The 17,335-nt window shown below is 66.9% G+C and carries 17 protein-coding genes and 1 tRNA gene; 12 read left to right on the top strand and 6 right to left on the bottom strand.

Annotated features, from left to right (window positions below):
* Positions 1-185: 185 nt before the first annotated feature.
* The 5 genes from ACLBWH_RS14350 to ACLBWH_RS14370 all read left to right on the top strand — a co-directional run bounded on the left by ACLBWH_RS14350 (position 186) and on the right by ACLBWH_RS14370 (position 2,622).
* Positions 186-548: an RcnB family protein gene (locus ACLBWH_RS14350; RefSeq protein ID WP_322849558.1), complete on the top strand. Its 363-nt coding sequence runs from the start codon at positions 186-188 to the stop codon at positions 546-548.
* A gap of 152 nt (positions 549-700) precedes the next feature.
* A complete protein-coding gene (rpsF, locus tag ACLBWH_RS14355; RefSeq protein WP_322849779.1) occupies positions 701-1,150 on the top strand; it encodes a 30S ribosomal protein S6 in 450 nt (149 codons plus the stop codon).
* Positions 1,150-1,374, top strand: coding sequence for a 30S ribosomal protein S18 (rpsR, locus tag ACLBWH_RS14360; protein ID WP_007403456.1), 225 nt, complete (start codon positions 1,150-1,152; stop codon positions 1,372-1,374). Before rpsF ends, rpsR begins: the two co-directional genes overlap by 1 nt.
* A gap of 11 nt (positions 1,375-1,385) precedes the next feature.
* Positions 1,386-1,988 carry a 50S ribosomal protein L9 gene (rplI, locus tag ACLBWH_RS14365; RefSeq protein WP_322849559.1) on the top strand — a complete coding sequence of 201 codons (603 nt, stop codon included), beginning with the start codon at positions 1,386-1,388 and terminating at the stop codon, positions 1,986-1,988.
* Between the two features lie 166 nt (positions 1,989-2,154).
* The gene (locus tag ACLBWH_RS14370; protein WP_447799574.1) at positions 2,155-2,622 is read left to right on the top strand and encodes a hypothetical protein; all 468 of its coding nucleotides are present in this window, start codon (positions 2,155-2,157) and stop codon (positions 2,620-2,622) included.
* Here the strand turns inward: ACLBWH_RS14370 and mutL are convergent.
* Complete coding sequence (mutL, locus tag ACLBWH_RS14375) at positions 2,531-4,375, bottom strand: DNA mismatch repair endonuclease MutL (protein ID WP_447799575.1); 1,845 nt, start codon at positions 4,373-4,375, stop codon at positions 2,531-2,533. The two genes, ACLBWH_RS14370 and mutL, sit on opposite strands and share 92 nt — an antisense overlap.
* Before the next feature lie 130 nt (positions 4,376-4,505).
* Between mutL and ACLBWH_RS14380 the strand changes: the two genes are divergently transcribed.
* The 6 genes from ACLBWH_RS14380 (at position 4,506) to ACLBWH_RS14405 (ending at position 10,435) form a co-directional block, all read left to right on the top strand.
* Positions 4,506-5,546: a rod shape-determining protein gene (locus ACLBWH_RS14380; RefSeq protein WP_038660014.1), complete on the top strand. Its 1,041-nt coding sequence runs from the start codon at positions 4,506-4,508 to the stop codon at positions 5,544-5,546.
* Between the two features lie 42 nt (positions 5,547-5,588).
* A complete protein-coding gene (mreC, locus tag ACLBWH_RS14385; protein ID WP_447799576.1) occupies positions 5,589-6,500 on the top strand; it encodes a rod shape-determining protein MreC in 912 nt (303 codons plus the stop codon).
* A 14-nt stretch (positions 6,501-6,514) separates the two neighbouring features.
* The gene (mreD, locus tag ACLBWH_RS14390) at positions 6,515-7,039 is read left to right on the top strand and encodes a rod shape-determining protein MreD (protein ID WP_447799577.1); all 525 of its coding nucleotides are present in this window, start codon (positions 6,515-6,517) and stop codon (positions 7,037-7,039) included.
* Positions 7,036-9,138: a penicillin-binding protein 2 gene (mrdA, locus tag ACLBWH_RS14395; protein WP_447799578.1), complete on the top strand. Its 2,103-nt coding sequence runs from the start codon at positions 7,036-7,038 to the stop codon at positions 9,136-9,138. The genes mreD and mrdA overlap by 4 nt, the downstream gene beginning before the upstream one ends.
* A complete protein-coding gene (rodA, locus tag ACLBWH_RS14400; protein WP_322849565.1) occupies positions 9,135-10,244 on the top strand; it encodes a rod shape-determining protein RodA in 1,110 nt (369 codons plus the stop codon). Before mrdA ends, rodA begins: the two co-directional genes overlap by 4 nt.
* A gap of 115 nt (positions 10,245-10,359) precedes the next feature.
* Positions 10,360-10,435 (top strand) — tRNA-Lys (locus tag ACLBWH_RS14405).
* Between the two features lie 71 nt (positions 10,436-10,506).
* Here the strand turns inward: ACLBWH_RS14405 and ACLBWH_RS14410 are convergent.
* The 5 genes from ACLBWH_RS14410 to ACLBWH_RS14430 form a co-directional block, all read right to left on the bottom strand.
* Positions 10,507-10,905, bottom strand: a complete 399-nt coding sequence (locus tag ACLBWH_RS14410; protein ID WP_447799579.1) for a tyrosine-type recombinase/integrase — start codon at positions 10,903-10,905, stop codon at positions 10,507-10,509.
* A gap of 473 nt (positions 10,906-11,378) precedes the next feature.
* Positions 11,379-12,236: a metallophosphoesterase family protein gene (locus tag ACLBWH_RS14415; RefSeq protein WP_447799580.1), complete on the bottom strand. Its 858-nt coding sequence runs from the start codon at positions 12,234-12,236 to the stop codon at positions 11,379-11,381.
* 107 nt (positions 12,237-12,343) lie between these two features.
* Complete coding sequence (locus tag ACLBWH_RS14420; RefSeq protein WP_447799581.1) at positions 12,344-14,827, bottom strand: TonB-dependent receptor domain-containing protein; 2,484 nt, start codon at positions 14,825-14,827, stop codon at positions 12,344-12,346.
* Positions 14,828-14,906: 79 nt separating this feature from the next.
* The gene (locus tag ACLBWH_RS14425; protein ID WP_447799582.1) at positions 14,907-15,866 is read right to left on the bottom strand and encodes a FecR family protein; all 960 of its coding nucleotides are present in this window, start codon (positions 15,864-15,866) and stop codon (positions 14,907-14,909) included.
* Positions 15,824-16,396, bottom strand: a complete 573-nt coding sequence (locus tag ACLBWH_RS14430; protein ID WP_447799583.1) for an RNA polymerase sigma factor — start codon at positions 16,394-16,396, stop codon at positions 15,824-15,826. The genes ACLBWH_RS14425 and ACLBWH_RS14430 overlap by 43 nt, the downstream gene beginning before the upstream one ends.
* 462 nt (positions 16,397-16,858) lie before the next feature.
* On the opposite strand from ACLBWH_RS14430, the gene ACLBWH_RS14435 reads away from it, so the two are divergent.
* Positions 16,859-17,305 carry a DMT family transporter gene (locus ACLBWH_RS14435; protein ID WP_447799584.1) on the top strand — a complete coding sequence of 149 codons (447 nt, stop codon included), beginning with the start codon at positions 16,859-16,861 and terminating at the stop codon, positions 17,303-17,305.
* The last annotated feature ends 30 nt before the right edge of the window (positions 17,306-17,335 follow it).

The raw sequence follows: 17,335 nt of genomic DNA on the forward strand, positions 1-17,335 counted from the left end.
CTCCTCTATAACAGGAGCGCGCCACTAGGACCGCTGCGGCCCTCACGCAACCTGAACGAACCTCTCGGAGTTGCGACACCTTGCGACCGTTTTCGGGAATCGGCGGGAGAGGTGTGCGACAAGTCGCCCCTATCTCTTGTGTCGACGCCGGACACGGCGCCGGTTTGCAAATGGGAGTGATTACAATGAAGAAGCTGATCCTGAGCGCGATCGCCGCAACCCTGGTCGCCAGCCCGCTGGCACTCGCCGCCGCCGACGCCGCCCCCGTGCAGCGCGAGCGCACCGTCACCACGGTCAAGCAGCGCCCGAACGGCCGCACCGTCGTCACGCAGCGGACCACCGTCCGCAACAACGGTCCGCGCGCCTGGCGTGCCGGCCAGCGCTTCGATCGCCGCTACGCGACCAACTATCGCGTCGTCCGCGACTATCGCACCTATCGCCTCGCCGCCCCGCCGCGCGGCCAGTATTGGGCGCGCTCGGGCAATGACGCGGTTCTCGTCCGCGACAACGGCACCGTCGTGCGGGTGATCCAGCGCTCGTTCCGCTAAGCACCAAGGCTTGCCTTTTCGCCGCTTCGGCGTATGAGAGCGACATCCGGGGTGGAGAGCCAGTCTCTCCGCCCCGGTTTTTATGTTTGAGACGACAGTCGGAGGGGCGTCGCATGGGGCGGCGTCAGCGATCGGCCAACGAAGGACAAGGCATGGCTCTGTACGAGCACACGTTCCTTGCGCGCCAGGATCTGGCACAGGCGCAGGTGGACGCGCTGGCGGAAACCGCCACCAAGATCATCGAAGACAATGGCGGCAAGGTCGTCAAGACCGAGACCTGGGGCCTGCGCAGCCTCGCGTATCGCATCGCCAAGAACCGCAAGGCGCATTACGTCATGCTCGAGATCGATGCCCCCGGCACCGTGATCGCCGAGCTGGAGCGCCAGACGCAGATCAACGAAGACGTCATCCGCTACATGACCGTCAAGGTCGATGGGCTGGAAGAGGGTCCGACCGTGATGATGCGCAAGCAGGAGCGCGATCGTGAGCGTCGTGGCGATCGCGAAGGCGGCCGTGACGGTGGCCCGCGCGGCGACCGCGGTGATCGCGGCGATCGTCCGGACCGTGCCCCCCGTCGTGACCGTGAAGAGGAGGCCGCATAATGGCTCGCCCGTTTTTCCGCCGCCGCAAGTCGTGCCCGTTCAGCGCCAAGGATGCGCCGCGGATCGACTATAAGGACGTCCGTCTGCTCCAGGGCTTCGTGTCCGAGCGTGGCAAGATCGTGCCGTCGCGTATCACCTCGGTGAGCGCCAAGAAGCAGCGCGAGCTCGCCCAGGCGATCAAGCGCGCCCGCCACCTGGGCCTGCTGCCCTACGTCGTTAAGTAAGGAACGGACACATGGACGTCATTCTGCTTGAGCGCGTCGAGAAGCTCGGCGCCATCGGCGACGTGGTGAAGGTCAAGGACGGGTTCGCCCGCAACTTCCTGCTGCCGAACAAGAAGGCGCTGCGCGCCAACGAAGCCAACCGCAAGGTGTTCGAGGCGAACCGCGCCCGCATCGAGAGCGACAACGCCAACCGTCGCGGCGAAGCCGAGAAGGAAGCGGGTTCGTTCAAGGACGCGAGTGTCACCCTGATCCGTCAGGCGTCGAACACCGGCCAGCTCTACGGTTCGGTCGCGGTCCGCGATCTGATCGAGGCGCTCGTCGCCGACGGCCACAAGGTCACCAAGAGCCAGGTGGTGCTGGACAAGCCGATCAAGTCGATCGGCCTGTACACCGTGCGCGTCGCGCTGCACCCCGAGGTTACCGTGACCGTCAAGGTCAACGTCGCACGCTCGCCGGAAGAGGCCGAGATGCAGGCATCGGGCGTCGACGTCATGTCGTCGATGTTCGAGCGCGACGAAGCCGGCTTCACCGAGGATTACGATCCCAACGCCGAGCCGGGCGCGACTGCCGAAGTGCAGGACGAGCCCGCCGACGAGGCGCCGGCGCAGGGCTGAGCCCCGCGTTCGCCTTCATATATTGAAAGAGGCCGTTCGGAGCGATCCGGGCGGCCTTTTTCATAAAATGGCATGTCCGCTGGCGCCGTCCGGCGACACCCAAAATGGTCACCGAAAATCAACGCGTTAACTCACGCGAAAGACATCGGCCATTATGGACTAATCCATGCCAGCCCGTTTCAGCATCGCCGTCGACCCCGCTCGTCACCTCGTCACCGTCACGTCGGCGGGGTTTTTCCTGGTGGAAGACGTCGCGGCGTTCAGGCAGTCCTATCGCGACGCGCTCGGCCTGCTCCATTGCGGTCCCAACCAGCATCTGACGCTGACCGACGCATCGGGCATGCGCATCCAGAGCCGCGAGGTCGTCGAGGCGTTTATGGCGATGACGCGCGACCCCGACCTGCGCTCGCGCCGCATGGCCTTCGTCGTCGGCATGTCGCTGTCGCGCCAGCAGATGCTCCGCCTGCCCACGCCCGGACGCGAGGGCATCGCCTATTTCGCCGAGCGCGGCGCCGCCGAGGCCTGGCTGTTCGAGGATTCGCTCATCGGCGGCCGAACAATTTTTCAATATCGCCATGCGCCAGCTTCACCCACGTCGGGCGGCCATGGTTGCACTGGCCCGAATGCGGCGTAGCCTCCATCTCGCGGAGCAGCGCGTTCATCTCGGCGACGCCGAGCACCCGCCCTGCCCGCACCGAGCCGTGGCAGGCCATCGTCCCCGCCACCGCATCCAGCCGCTCGCGCAGCGATAGCGCCTGGTCGAAGGCGGCGAGTTCGTCGGCAAGGTCGGTGACCAGCCCGGTCGGGTCGGCCTGGCCGAGCAGCGCCGGCGTCGCGCGCACCAGCATCGCGGTCGGCCCGAACCGTTCGAGGTCGAGGCCGAGTTCGGCGAGTTCGGCGGCACGCGCCTCGAGCCGGTCGCAGGCGGGCTCCTCCAGCTCGACCACCTCGGGGATCAGCAACGCCTGCGACGCGACCCGCCCGCCGGCGAGCGCCGCGCGCATCCGTTCGAGCACCAGCCGTTCGTGCGCGGCATGCTGGTCGACCAGCACCAGCCCGTCCTCCGCTTCGGCGACGATATAGGTCTTGGCGACCTGCCCCCGCGCGACGCCGAGCGGATGCGACGTGGTCTGCGGCGGCGGTGCCCAGGCGGGTTCGGCGCGCGCCGCCGGCGGCGCGGTGAAGAAGGTTGGCCGATAATCGCGCACGCCCCCATAAAGCCCCTCCCCGCGCGGCGCGGTGTCGTGGGCCGCGGACATCGCATCGGTACCTAACGTCTCCGGCAGCCCCCAACCTGCCCCCCCAGCGGGCGGAGCGGGAGTTTCGGGCTGCCACATCGCCAGCGCATCCGCGCTCGGCCGCTGCACGCTGCGGTGGCCGGCGGCGTCCAGCGCGCGCCGCAGCCCCGACACGATCAGCCCGCGCACCAGCGCCGGATCGCGGAAGCGCACCTCGGTCTTCGCCGGGTGGACGTTGACGTCGACCTCGCTCGCCGGCACGTCGAGGAACAACGCCACCACCGCATGCCGGTCGCGCGGCAGCATCTCGGCATAGGCGCCGCGGATCGCGCCCATCAGCAGCCGGTCGCGCACCGGCCGGCCGTTGACGAACAGATATTGGTGATCGGCGACGCCGCGGTTGTAGGTCGGGATGCTCGCCACCCCGCCGAGCACCAGCGGCCCGGCGTCGGTCGGCCGTTTGAGGTCGATCGGCACCGCATTGTCGGCGAGCGCGCGATCGGTCAGCGCCGCGACGCGCTCCGGCCGCTCCTCCGCCTGCGTCACCGCCAGCGCGCGGCGACCGTCGTGTTCGAGCGTGAAGGCGATGTCGCAGCGCGCCATCGCCAGCCGCCGCACCGCATCGAGGCAGGCGGCATATTCGGCGCGCGGCGAGCGCAGGAACTTGCGCCGCGCCGGCACCCGCCCGAACAGCGCCTCGACGATCACCCGCGTCCCCGGCGGCAGCGCGGCCGGCCCCTCGCGGACCAGCACGCCATTGTCGATCGTCCGCGCCCAGCCCTCGGCCCCCGCGACTCGGCTTTCGATCGTCAGCCGCGCGACGCTGGCGATCGACGGCAGCGCCTCGCCGCGGAAGCCCAGCGTGGCGACCATTTCGATCGCGCCCTCGTCGCCGACCAGCGACTCCGGCAGTTTCGACGTGGCGTGCCGTTCCAGCGCCAGCGCCATGTCGGCGGGGGTCATGCCGCACCCGTCGTCCGCCACCTCGATCCGCGAAAGGCCGCCTTCGGAGAGGGTTATCGCGATCCGCCGGGCACCCGCATCGATCGCATTCTCGACCAATTCCTTCAACGCGCTGGCGGGCCTTTCCACCACTTCACCGGCGGCGATACGGTTGACGAGATGTTCAGGCAGACGGCGTATTGACACCGCGCAAGCTCTATACCAAGCGAACGCATCCCGCGAGCCCCTCCGCCAGACGTGACGAACTTCGTGACCGACACGGTCTGCGGCGGGTCTCATGGAACTCCCGCGTCCCGCATACGGAACCTAGCGCCCGATGGCATTTCCTCGCTTCTTCAAATTCATGTCCCATGACATGGCGATCGATCTCGGCACCGCGAACACGCTGGTCTATGTCCGCGGCCGCGGCATCGTGCTCAACGAGCCGTCGGTGGTCGCGGTCGAGACGATCAACGGCGTGCGCCGGGTGAAGGCGGTCGGCGACGACGCCAAGCTGATGATGGGCAAGACGCCGGGCTCGATCGAGGCGATCCGGCCGCTGCGCGACGGCGTCATCGCCGACATCGACGTCGCCGAAGAGATGATCAAGCATTTCATCCGCAAGGTGCACGGCCCCCGCAAGTTCGCGCGCTGGCCCGAGATCGTGATCTGCGTGCCGTCGGGCTCGACCAAGGTCGAGCGCCGCGCGATCCGCGACGCGGCGTCGAACGCGGGCGCGAGCCAGGTCTATCTGATCGAGGAGCCGATGGCCGCGGCGATCGGCGCCGACATGCCCGTCACCGAGCCGATCGGCTCGATGGTGGTCGACATCGGCGGCGGCACCACCGAAGTCGCGGTGCTGTCGCTGCGCGGCCTCGCCTACACCACCTCGGTCCGCGTCGGCGGCGACAAGATGGACGAGGCGATCGTCAGCTACGTCCGCCGCAACCACAATCTGCTGATCGGCGAAGCCACCGCAGAGCGGATCAAGCAGGAGGTCGGCATCGCCCGCCCGCCCGCCGACGGCATCGGCAAGATCATCTTCGTCAAGGGTCGCGACCTCGTCAACGGCGTGCCCAAGGAGATCCAGATCAACCAGGGCCAGATCGCCGAGGCGCTGAGCGAGCCGGTCGCGACGATCGTCGAGGGCGTCCGCGTCGCGCTCGAGAATACCGCGCCCGAACTCGCCGCCGATATCGTCGATCAGGGCATCGTGCTCACCGGCGGCGGCGCGCTGCTCGAAGGGCTGGACGAGGTGCTGCGCGACGAGACCGGCCTGCCGGTCACCGTCGCCGAGGACCCGCTGACCTGCGTCGCGCTCGGCACCGGCCGCGCGCTCGAAGATCCGATGTTCCGCGGCGTGCTGCAGACCGGCTAAGCCGCGGGCGTTCTTTCACACGAGACGGGGGGACATCGGCGCATGGCGCCTGCCCGCGACCGTCGCACGGGTTTCTCGCGGCGACGGCAGTATAGTGCGTTCTTCGGCTACGTGCTCGCAGTGGCGGGCGCGGTGGTCGGTGCCGCGCTGCTCGCCGCCTCCATCTTCAATCCGCCGGCGTTCAGCGCGGTGCGGATGGCGGTGGCGAGCGTCACCGCGCCCGTCGCCAGCGTCCTCGACGCCGGCGTCGACGCGGTCGCGTCGGTGCCCGAGGCGATCGGCACCTGGTTCCACGTCCATGGCGAGAACGCCGATCTGCGCGCCGAGGCCAAGCGCCACCGCGCTCTGCTCACCAAGGCGCGGGTCATCGCCTACGACAACCGCCGGCTGCGCGCGCTGCTGAAGGTCCGTGACCGCACGCCCGAGCCGGTCGTCGCCGCGCGCCTCGTCGCCTCGACCGCGTCGAGCGGCCGGCGCTTCGCCCTGCTCGACGCCGGGCGGGTGCAGGGCGTGACGCCCGGCATGCCGGTCCGCGGTCCCGAGGGGCTGGTCGGCCGCGTGCTCGAATCCGGGCCGTTCGCCGCGCGCGTGCTGCTGGTCACCGATCCCGAGAGCCTGGTGCCGGTGCGCCGCACCCGCGACGGCATGCCGGCGATCGCCGCCGGCCGCGGCGACGGCCGCGTCGACATCCGTTCGGTCAACGCGACCAACGTCCGCTTCGCCGCCGGCGACATGTTCGTCACTTCGGGCACGGGCGGCCTCTACGGGCCCGGCGTGCCGGTCGCGCAGGTCGAGACGAACGGCTCGGACAGCGTCCTCGCAATCCCCTTCGCCGCGCCGGACTCGCTCGATTTCGCCCTGGTCGAGCGGCCGTTCATGCCGTTGCCGCCGCCCCCGCCGCCGCGGGCGATCACCCCTCCCGCGACGCCATCCGCGCCCGCGCCCGCGCGTTGAGCGGGAAAGCGCCGATGTCCCGCTACACGATCGATCACCGGCCGTTCGAGCTGCCGCTGCCCCCCGGCCGGGCGCGGGCGGTGCCGTGGATGAGCGTCCTCGGCGGCTCCGCGCTCACCGCGGTGCTGCCGGTCGTCGCCAGCCTCGCTTTGGTGCCGCCGCTCGGGCTGCTGATGCTGCTGACCTGGCGGTTGCTCGCCCGCTTCGCATTGCGCCCCTGGGCGGCGGCGCCGCTCGGCCTGTTCGACGATCTCGTCAGCGGCCAGCCGATGGGATCGGCGGTGCTGCTCTGGTCGCTCTGCTTCATCGCGATCGACCTGATCGAACAACGCCTGGTGTTCCGCGACTTCTGGCAGGACTGGCTGATCGCCAGCGGCGCGATCGCCTTCTGCCTCACCCTCGGTCGCTGGATCGCGCTTCCACTCGGCGCGCACGTCGATCCCGTGCTATTGGCACAGATCATGATCGCGGTGATGCTCTTCCCCCTTTCGGTCCGGTTCGTCGCCTGGATCGACCGCAAACGCGGACCGGCCGCATGATCCGCCGTTCTCCCCGCATCGTCACCGAGGCGATGCAGACCTACAGCTTCTCGCGCCGCGCCTGGCTGCTCGGCACCGCGCAGGCGGGCGTCGGCGTGTTGCTCGCCGCGCGCATGGGCTGGCTCGCGATCGCGCAGAACGAGAAATACAATCTCCTCGCCGAGAGCAATCGCGTCAATCTGACGATGATCCCGCCGCGCCGCGGCTGGATCATCGATCGCCACGGCGCGCCGATCGCCAACAACCGCACCGATTTCCGGATCGACATCATCCCGGATCGCCTCGAGGGGGGCGACGCCGGCCGCGACCGCGTGATCGGGCTGCTCGCGCGATTGCTCGAACTGACCCCCGACGACGTCGAGCGGATCAAGATCGACCTCAAGGGCGCGGCCGGCTTCCAGCCCGTCCAGGTCGCCGAGAACATCAGCTGGGACCGGTTCGCCGCGATCAGCCTGCGCCAGCCCGAGCTGCCCGGCGTCGCGCCGACCCGCGGCTTCGCGCGCGCCTATCCCGCCGGTGCCGCGGTCGCGCATCTCACCGGTTATGTCGGCGCCGCCAACGCCGAGCAATTCAAGAAGACGCACGACCAGTTGCTCGTCACCCCCGGCTTCAAGCTCGGCAAGGACGGTCTCGAAAAGCAGCTCGAGGCGCAATTGCGCGGCACGCCGGGCGCCAAGCGCGTCGAGGTCACCGCGCGCGGCAAGGTCGTCGCGGAACTGCCAACCCGCGCCGACGTGCCGGGCAAGACGCAGCGGCTGACGATCGATGCCGGCCTGCAGGAATATGCCGCGCGCCGGCTCGGCACCAATTCGGGATCGACGGTGGTGATGGACTGCCGCACCGGCGAGATGTTGGCGATGGTGTCGATGCCCGCCTACGATCCCAACAGCTTCTCCGACGGGATCAGCCATCTCGAATGGAAGATGCTGTCCGACGACGACCATGTGCCGCTGATGAACAAGGTGACGCAGGGCCTGTATCCGCCGGGGTCGACGGTGAAGCCGATGAACGGCCTGGCGCTGCTCGCCGCGGGCGTCGGCGCGCACGACCGCATCGTCTGCTCGGGCGCGCTGCGCGTCGGCACCGGCATCTTCCACTGCCACAAGAAGGGCGGCCACGGCCCGCTCGACCTCAAGGGCGCGATCGAGCAGAGCTGCGACATCTATTTCTATGAGATGATCCGCCGGCTCGGCTACGACAAGATCGCCCCGGTGGCGCGACTGGTCGGGCTCGGGCAGAAGTTCGATCTGCCGATCGCCACGCAGCGTTATGGCACGGTACCGGATTCCGAGTGGAAGCTCAGGAAGTACAAGCATAATTGGACCGTCGCCGACGGTCTCAACGCGTCGATCGGCCAGGGCTATGTGCTCGCCAACCCGTTGCAGCTCGCGGTGATGGCGGCGCGCATCGCCTCTGGCCGGACGCTGCAGCCCAGTCTGCTCGCCAACCACGTCCACCTCGACGCCCCCGCCCTGCCCGTCGCCTCCGAACATCTCGCGATCGTCCGCGATGCGATGTACGGCGTCATCAACCAGGGCGGCACCGGCGCCGCTGCACGGCTGCTGGTGCCCGGCGTCGCCATCGCCGGCAAGACCGGCACCGCGCAGGTCCGCCGCATCACCATGGCGGAGCGGCGCAGCACCGGCGTCATCAAGAACGGCCAATTGCCCTTCAAGATGCGCGACCACGCGCTGTTCGTCGGCTTCGCCCCGGCGGACAACCCGCGCTACGCGATCGCGGTGGTGCTCGAACACAACGGCCATACCGTCCGCAACCTCGACACCCCGATGATCGGCCGCGACATCATGACCTATCTGTTCGACCGCGACCGCGCGATGAAGAGCCTCGCCGACGTCGAGCCCACCTGGGGCGGCGACATCGGCACGCGCATGGCGGCGCAGGCCGCCGCCTATCGCGCCGCACAATCGCCGCCGCCCGCCGCCAACGCCACCAAGACCGACGCGACCGTGCCGAGCGATTCCGACGCGGTCGAGGCCGCGACCGATCTCGCCAACCAGACCCAGGCGGCGCTCGCCACCCCCGGTCCGGTCGGCAACACCGTCGCCGAAGACGGCACGACCGAACGAAGCGAACCATGACCCGCAGCCGTATCGTCCCCGATCCCATCGCCCGCCAGCCATGGCGCGTCATCCTGCTGGTGGTGGCGATCGGCGCGTTCGGCCAGGTCGTCCTCTATTCCGCCGCCGGCGGCTCGCTCCAGCCCTGGGCGCTGTCGCAGGGCATCCGCTTCTTCGTGCTGCTCGGTGCGGCGCTCGGCATCTCCTACGTTCCCGAACGCATCTGGAAGGCGTCGGCGCTGCCCGCTTATGTCGTGATCGTCATCGCGCTGGTGCTGGTCGAGCTGGTCGGCGCGGTGCGCGGCGGCAGCCAGCGCTGGCTCGACGTCGGCATCAAGCTGCAACCGTCGGAATTCATGAAGCCGGTGATCGTGCTCGCCTGCGCGCGCTTCTACGACATGCTCCCGCCCAACGAGACGCGGCGCTTCGGCGCGATCTGGCCCGCCGCGCTGCTCGTCGGCATTCCCGCCGCGCTCATCGCCAAACAGCCCGATCTCGGCACCGCGCTGATGGTCTGCGGCGGCGGCGTCGTCGTCATGTTCCTCGCCGGCGTGCCGATGCGGCTGTTCATCGGCGGTGCGCTGGCCCTGTCGGTCGCCGCCCCGATCGCCTTCAACTACGTGCTCCACGACTACCAGCGCAACCGCGTTCTGATCTTCCTCGACCCCGAAAGCGATCCGTTGCGCACCGGCTATCACATCAGCCAGTCGAAGATCGCAATCGGTTCCGGCGGCATCTGGGGCAAGGGCTTCCTCAATGGCACGCAGAGCCATCTCGACTATCTCCCCGAAGGCCACACCGACTTCGTCTTCGCGACGATGGCGGAGGAATGGGGGCTGGTCGGCGGCTGCCTGTTGATCCTCGCCTTCATCCTGGTGGTGCGCTGGGGGGTCAACGTCGGCCAGCACGCCACCAGCCGCTTCGCGCGCCTCACCGCCGCGGGGCTGGCGACGACGATCTTCTTCTACGTCGCGATCAACCTCGCGATGGTGATGGGCCTCGCGCCGGTGGTCGGCATCCCCCTTCCCCTCGTCAGCTTCGGCAGTTCCGCGCAGATGACCGTCCTGCTGTGCATAGGCATCCTGATGTCGATCGACCGCCAAAATCGTCGTGCGGTGCGCTGGTGAGACAAAAAATGCCGCAGGTGCAAAAAAGGGTTTGCAACCTGCCACACGACTGCTAATTGGCCGCCTCCCGACGGGGCCGGCGCCTCTCCAAAGCGCCAACAACCGGCCAAGTCATGGACGCATAGCTCAGTTGGTAGAGCAGCTGACTCTTAATCAGCGGGTCCTTGGTTCGAGCCCAAGTGCGTCCACCATTCTTCTCAGTGACTTACGGGATGAGCCGGCGCTTTGTGCCAGACCTACCCCCTCCGATTTACAACGCAGTTTACATTTTGCCTCGTTTTTCGAGCTTCGAAATGGCCGTTTCCTCTATCCCGAAATTGCGGTTGAGATAGTGCGTGTCGAGGATCGGCTCGACATCCTTGAGGCTGTGTCCGGTGATCGTCGCGATCTGCTGAACGCTCGCTCCCGCGATCGCCAGCCGGGTCACCACCGTCCCGCGCAGATCATGAAATGTGAGGTCGGCGATCCCGGCTTTGGTGCATGCCTCGCGCCATGACGTACGAAACCCGTCGCTCGTCCATGACTGGCCCCGCTCGGTAAGCAGGATGGTCGCAGGGAGTGGTCCTGCCTGCGTCCTCGTCCGAAGCTTTGAGCGCATCCAGGAGCCGTTTGAGCGCGCGCCCACGGTAATCACGATCCGCTTGGGCTTGCGGTTCCTCACCCTGCTTTTCGTCTTGCCCCGGACGAGCGCGCCTCATCTAGCAGAAGAGCGGCAACCACGGAAGCGGCCGTTCTAAAGGTGAGCTCGCTTGTGACGTCGGAGCGGCGTCACAAGAAATCTGTCCAGGCTAGCTTCAATTTTTGGATGCGATCGTAATCAACATTTGGGGTAAATCAATTTCTGTTCTGGTGGTGGCAAGGACAGTATTTGACGACACCAAAAACTGCTAACCGCCTGCACCTAATATAATATCATTGTTTTATCTTGAAGATCGTCCGGACCAGTTATAGGATATGCACCGTGACTGTCGAAGGTCGATCCGCCGGTATGATGAACGTATCAGACTTCCCGCCCCTCCGTGCGACCGTATCCGACTAGTTCAGACTCTCGCTTCCACGCCGAGCAGCATCAAGTTTGGCGGGCCCATCTAGGTCTTGACGCACTTCAACCTTGCTTGTGGCCTTCTGCACGGCTCAGATCGGCACATCCTGCGGATCGCGGCTGGTGAAACCGTACGTCCGGTAACGGCTGCTGACGATCCGACCCGAGACGGTGATCTCGGTATAACCTTCAGGTGTGCCGAGGAATGCACCGCGCCAGTCCGCACCGGCAACGGCCCCCGTCGTGATGAAGGAAATGCCGTTCAGCTCGATCCGCTCGTAGACGTGGCTGTGCGCCTGCAGCACCGCCAGCACGTCATGGTCGCGCAGGATGCGCAGCACCTCGCGGCCATTGACCACGAAGGTCCAATTGTGTGGCGTATCGACCCAGGATTCGGGCTCGTAGCATTGCATCGCGGTCACGAGCGGAATGTGCGTGACGACGATGATCCGCTTGGCCCTCGGCTGCGCGACGAGATCGGCGCGCAGCCACTGGAGTTGCTCGGCGTCGACGCGGCCTTCGTAATTGCGGTCGGCGGTCAGGCCGATCGTGTCGAGCACGACGAAATGCACGCCCTTGTGATCGAAGGCATAATAGCGCGGCCCGAAGCGATCGACGTAGAATTGCTTGCCGTAATCGAGCGCGGTCGGGTCGATCCCGCTCTTGGGAAACACGCCGAGGCAATCGTGATTGCCGATGACGTGATGGACCGGTTTGCGCAGATGCGCGCGCTCGGTGCGCTGATAGAGGTCCATCAGCATCGTCGCGCGCGCCCGCCCGGTCTCCAGCGCGTCCTCGACATGATCGCCGCCCTGGATCGCAAAATCGCAGTCCGACGCCGAAATCTGCTCGAAGCACATCGCACAGGCACGTGCGGCATCCAGTTCGGGCCGGATGTGGCAATCGCCCATGAAGGCGAAGCGGAACGTCTCACCGGCAGGCTCCGTCACGCGCGGCGCGGCCCTTGCCGGCAGCGGTGTAAACGGCGCAGCCATCGCGAGGGTCAGGAGAGTGCGTCGATCCATATATCACCCTCGTTCAGCAGGAGTGCGGGGCATCAAAAATGCGCCCGCGCCGTGACGAAGACCTGCCGAGGCGCGGCGGCCTGCAGCGTGGTGTAGGTTCCCGTGGGATCGGACGTCACGAACCCCGCGGTCCCGGTCGAGGCGATGTAATGCGCATCGAACAGGTTCATGACGTTGAGCTGAAGATCGAAGCGGCGGTCGAACCGATAGCCGGCCGACAGGTTCACGTTGACCGCACCGGGCAGCACCGCGTCGTTGAGGTAGCTGTAATAGCGCGCGCTGCGATAATGTGCGGTCACCCCGCCCCAGACGACGCCATCGTCATAGTTCAGCTCGACATTGCCGACATGCCTGGGCGAGGCGACGACCTGCTTGCCCTTGGTGGCGACGACCGCGCCGCCCAGCGGCCGGACGTTATCGTCATAGGTCGCGTCATTGTACGCCCAGCTGCCATAGACCGACCAGCCCGGCGCGATCCGCCAGTTCGCCGCCGCCTCGACGCCGCGCGACGAGACGCTGCCGACGTTCTGCAACACATTCTGATTGCCGACGACGGTGGCGCTGATCGACGAGGCCAGCAGGCGGTTGGTGAACTTGACGTAATAGCCGGTCAACGAGAGCTGGACCGCCGCATCGTGGAAGCGATAGCCCGCCTCGAACGTGTTGGTCATTTCCGGCTTCAGGTCGCTGCGGATATAGTCGAACCCCGCCTGCGAACTGCTCGAGAACGGCCCGCTCGACGTCGAGGCGACGAACGCCGCCATGTTGCGCGTATAGTCGCCGAAGAACTCGCTATGTCCGTCGAGCGTGTAGAGCAGGCCGGCGGTCGGCAGGAACCAGTTCTGCGCCTTGATCGATCCGTCGATCGGCTTGCGGCTGACGATGCTGTGCGCGTGATTGGTCGAGACGACGCCCTTCACGTCCGCATTCAGGCGAAGATGCGCGGTCGCTTGCCAGATATCGCCGATATCGAGCTGGACGGTATCGGTCCGATACTGATTCGCATAGGTCGTCTGGAACGGATTGGTGTAGAAGCGCTGAAATTGCTGCGGCGTGACGCCGGCCTGGAGACCGTAGAGGTAATTGGCCTGATCGAAGGCGTTGCGTTCGTACCAGATGCCGCCCTCGATCTTGTGATCGCCGGCAGTGAAGGTCAGGCGCGAGATGACGCCCTTGCGATCGATATCGTAGCGGTTGGCCGATACCGATATGGGCGAGCCACCATAAGCTGCCGGCGTGGGATCATAGGGGTCCGCCCAGGTGCCGATGCCCTTGTCGAGGTGCAGATAGCCGGTCGTGAACCCCGACAGCCGCGACGACAGGCGATAGCCAAGCTTTTCATAGGCGAGCAGATCGCGCCGCACACCGCCGCCTTGATAGACGCTGTCGTCGGCGTTGACGTAGGGCGCAGGCGGGGTGCCGCCGTTCTGCGTCAGCGTCGCGAGCTGCTCGGCGAGCGCGAAGGTCGGGATGTTGTCGAAATCCCAGCCATAGGCTTTGATGCGAGCCAGCGACGAGTCGTTATAATCGTCCTCGCGCCGGTCGATCAGGTTGAGGAAGGTCGTCGCGGTGACGTCGTCGCCGAGCGGCTGGATATATTTGGCGTTGATCTGATCCTGGACCTGCTGGCCCCAGCCCTTCCACTTGCCCTGCCGATCATGCGCATAGGAGAGCGCGATCCTGCCGTTTCCCGGTAGATCGCCGCTGTTGATCCGGACGAAACCGCGCCACGAATTGGCGCTGCCGTAGCTGCCCTCGACATCGACGCCGAACCGTGCGGTCGGATCGATCGAGGTGAAGTCGACCGTGCCGCCGATGTTGCTGGTGGAGGCGGTGCCCAGCGCACCGCTGCCCTGCGACAGCGTCGCCGGGCCGTTGTTCTCGGTCAGCAGCGCGCGGTTGATCGAGAGGCCGTTGTTGTTGCGATATTGCATGTTGCCCAGCGGCACGCCGTCCAGCGTATAGCCCATCTGGTCGGTGAGGAAGCCGCGAATCGACAGCTGCGTCGCGGCCTCATAGGTGCCGCGCGCATCGGACGAGTCGAAATTGACGCCCGGCAGCCGACCGAGCGCGCGCAACGGCGAGGAACCGGCGGTCAGCTTCGCCATCACCTTCGCCGAAACCGTCTGCACCTGCCGCGACTCCCCCTGCCCCAGCACGACGATATCCTGGTCGGTGGTCGCCGCGGTTTCCTGCGCGGTGTCGACCGGGGCGACCTTCAGCGAGATCATCGAGGCGGTCTGTTCGGCGATCACCAGCCCCTGCCCCGCGATCAGCCGGCGCAGTGCCTCGTCGCGGGTGAAGCTGCCGCGCAGCGCGCCGACGCGGCGATTGGCGACTGCATCATAGGGAAAGACCAGATGCACGCCGGCCTGGCGGGCGAAGGCGTTGAGCGCGGTCGCGGTATCCGACGCCCCGATCTCGAAGCGCAGGCGGGCGGCGTCTCCCGGCGCGGCGATGGCGGCCGCCGGCATCGCGACCGCCACCAAGGCGGTCGTCGTCAGAAACTTGAACATGGCAATCCCCGCTCGATACGAATGTCGATGCAGGGATGGACGAGCGGCGACAAACCGCCATTCGCGGCCGAAAAAATTCTCAGGCGCGGGTGAGGACCACGCCGTTCCCGCCCGCGGTGGCGCGGATGCCGAACGAACTGCGCAGCGCGTGCAGGAATTCCGCCGGGTCCGTCGTCGCGAAGGTACCACCGAGCCGCAGCCGCGACAGCGCCGGGTCACCGATCACGATCTTGTCGGGGAGATAGCGGTTGAGTTCCGCCACCGCATAATCGAGGCTTTCGCCGTTCAGCACCAGCGTATCGTGGCGCCACGCGGTGACGCGGCCGAGCGCGCCGGCGTCACGCGTCTGCAGGCTGACCTGCCCGGCGGTGACGAGCGCGACATCGCCCGCGCCCATCCGCAGCGCCATACCGTCGGCGATGCTGCCAGCCAGCACCGCCAGCTCGCACCCGGAACCGCGCAGCCGGGCATTGTACCGCCCCGGTTCGAGCCGGAACCGTCCGCCCGGCGTCGACAGCTCTAGATGACGGTTCTCGGCCAGCGCGATCGCAATCTCACCACGATCGAGCCACACACGCGCCGGGGTGCCGTCCCGCCAGAACACGCGGCTGTCCGTGTTGAGATCGAGTGACAGACCCGGCGCCGCAGTTACCGCCTTGCGCTGGCCGACCGCCGTCACCGCCATGTCGCGCGCATAGGCGCGATAGGTCGCGCCGCCGCCGATCGCCGCTACCGCCGCGAATGAGGCCGCGGCCCGCAACACGCGCCTTCGGTTCGGACGCTCTATCGTCGCCCTGACCGGATCGGCCGGTAAAGCAGGCGCCGCATGCTGAATCTCGCCGTGCGAGACGCGCAGCCGGTCCATATCCCGCCACGCGCCCGCCACCTCGGCGAAGGCGACGGCATGGCGGACATCGGCGTCACGCCAGGCCTCGAATGCCGCCACGTCCGCCGATCCCGCGTCGAGCGCGGCCAGCCAGGCGGCAGCCTCGTCGGTCAGGTCAGCACGACGCTGCGGGATGTCGGTATGGCCGGGCAAGGATCCTCCACGCGCGCGTCGCTATCGCGACGGGCGCTGGTTACGAGCGCCAGCCCCTTAGCCATATGCTTTTCGACGGTCGAGACGGATATCGACAGCGCCAAGGCGATGGCGGCAGGCGACATGCCCTGCACCTTGCGCATATGCAGGACGCGGCCGCATTGCGGCGGCAGGGCGTCGATGAGATCGAGCAGCCGTTGCAATTCGGAGCGTCCCGCGGCGATCGCAAAGGCGTCCGGCGCGGGATCGGCGACGTCCAGCATCTCCAGCGACGCGAGCAGATCGATCCTGACCACGCGCGCGCGCCGCAGCCGCTCCAGCGCGAGATTGTGCACGATGGTCAGCACGAACCCGCGCGGTGCGACGATCGCGCGATGATCCGGTGTCTTCAGGACGCGCGCATAAGCCTCCTGCACCAAATCGTCGGCATCGTCGCGGCCGCAGAAATACACTGCCTTGGCGCGATAGGCCGCCGCATGCGGCAGCACCTCGGCGACGAACCAGCGATCGATATCCCGCAGCCAGCTCAACGCGCACCCCCATCAGTCGGGCGGCGACTAGGCGGGGTTGGTTACAGCGCGGCGACAACTCCCCACGCGACGCAGTCGGCTTTGTAAGTGTGACCCATAGGCGGACATTAACGCGCCCTTCCCCGCTTCCCAACTTTAGCCATCCGTTGATGCGACCTGTCGCGACCGAAGACGATGTTCGCCGGCCTGCCCCCATGACTGTGGGCGTACCGGACCATGGGCTTTTGGCAGATGGAGCACCTAGCCCACACCGCTGGCCGCAAAGATCGGTGCGAGCCAGCAAGTGATGCATGGTGCAGCGGCTAAGCGCTTGTTCGCGGGACAGGCGAACGGGCGCCCACCTTGAAATAAAAGGGACCGGCCCGGATATTTCATAATGTTTCCGGGTTTGGCAGTCGGACGTCTGATTTGCGCCTGAGTGAGACGCGGCGGGCCGATCATGCTATCATTGGGGGACATTCGATGAACGCAGCCTGGGCCTATCCATTCATTTTCGTCGCTGGCATGTTGCAAGCCGTCGGTGCGTCGATGGGCGGTCAGTTGAACAAGTCGATCGGCAATCCGTGGCTCGCAACATCCATCTCGTTCATGCTCGTCTTGTTCCTGACGGTCGCACTTTTCGCGTGCATGCCGAAGCCGCTGCCTAGCATGGGCGACTTTGCCGCTATGCCATGGTGGGCACCACTCGGGGGCATCGTCGGTGCAGTCGCCGTGTTTGCCGGGTTCCTGCTGATCCAGAAGCTTGGCGCCGGCCCCGTCAACGGCATCACGATCACCGCCAATATCCTCGCCAGCCTCGCGATCGATCACTTCGGGCTGTTCCGCATGGAGCAGCACGAAATGAACCCATGGCGCTTCCTCGGCGCACTACTGATGGTCGGAGGCGTCACGCTAATCGCGAAGTTCTGACGTGTCGTGAGGTATTGGAGAAACGAATTT

Source organism: Sphingomonas sp. M6A6_1c (assembly GCF_053345135.1).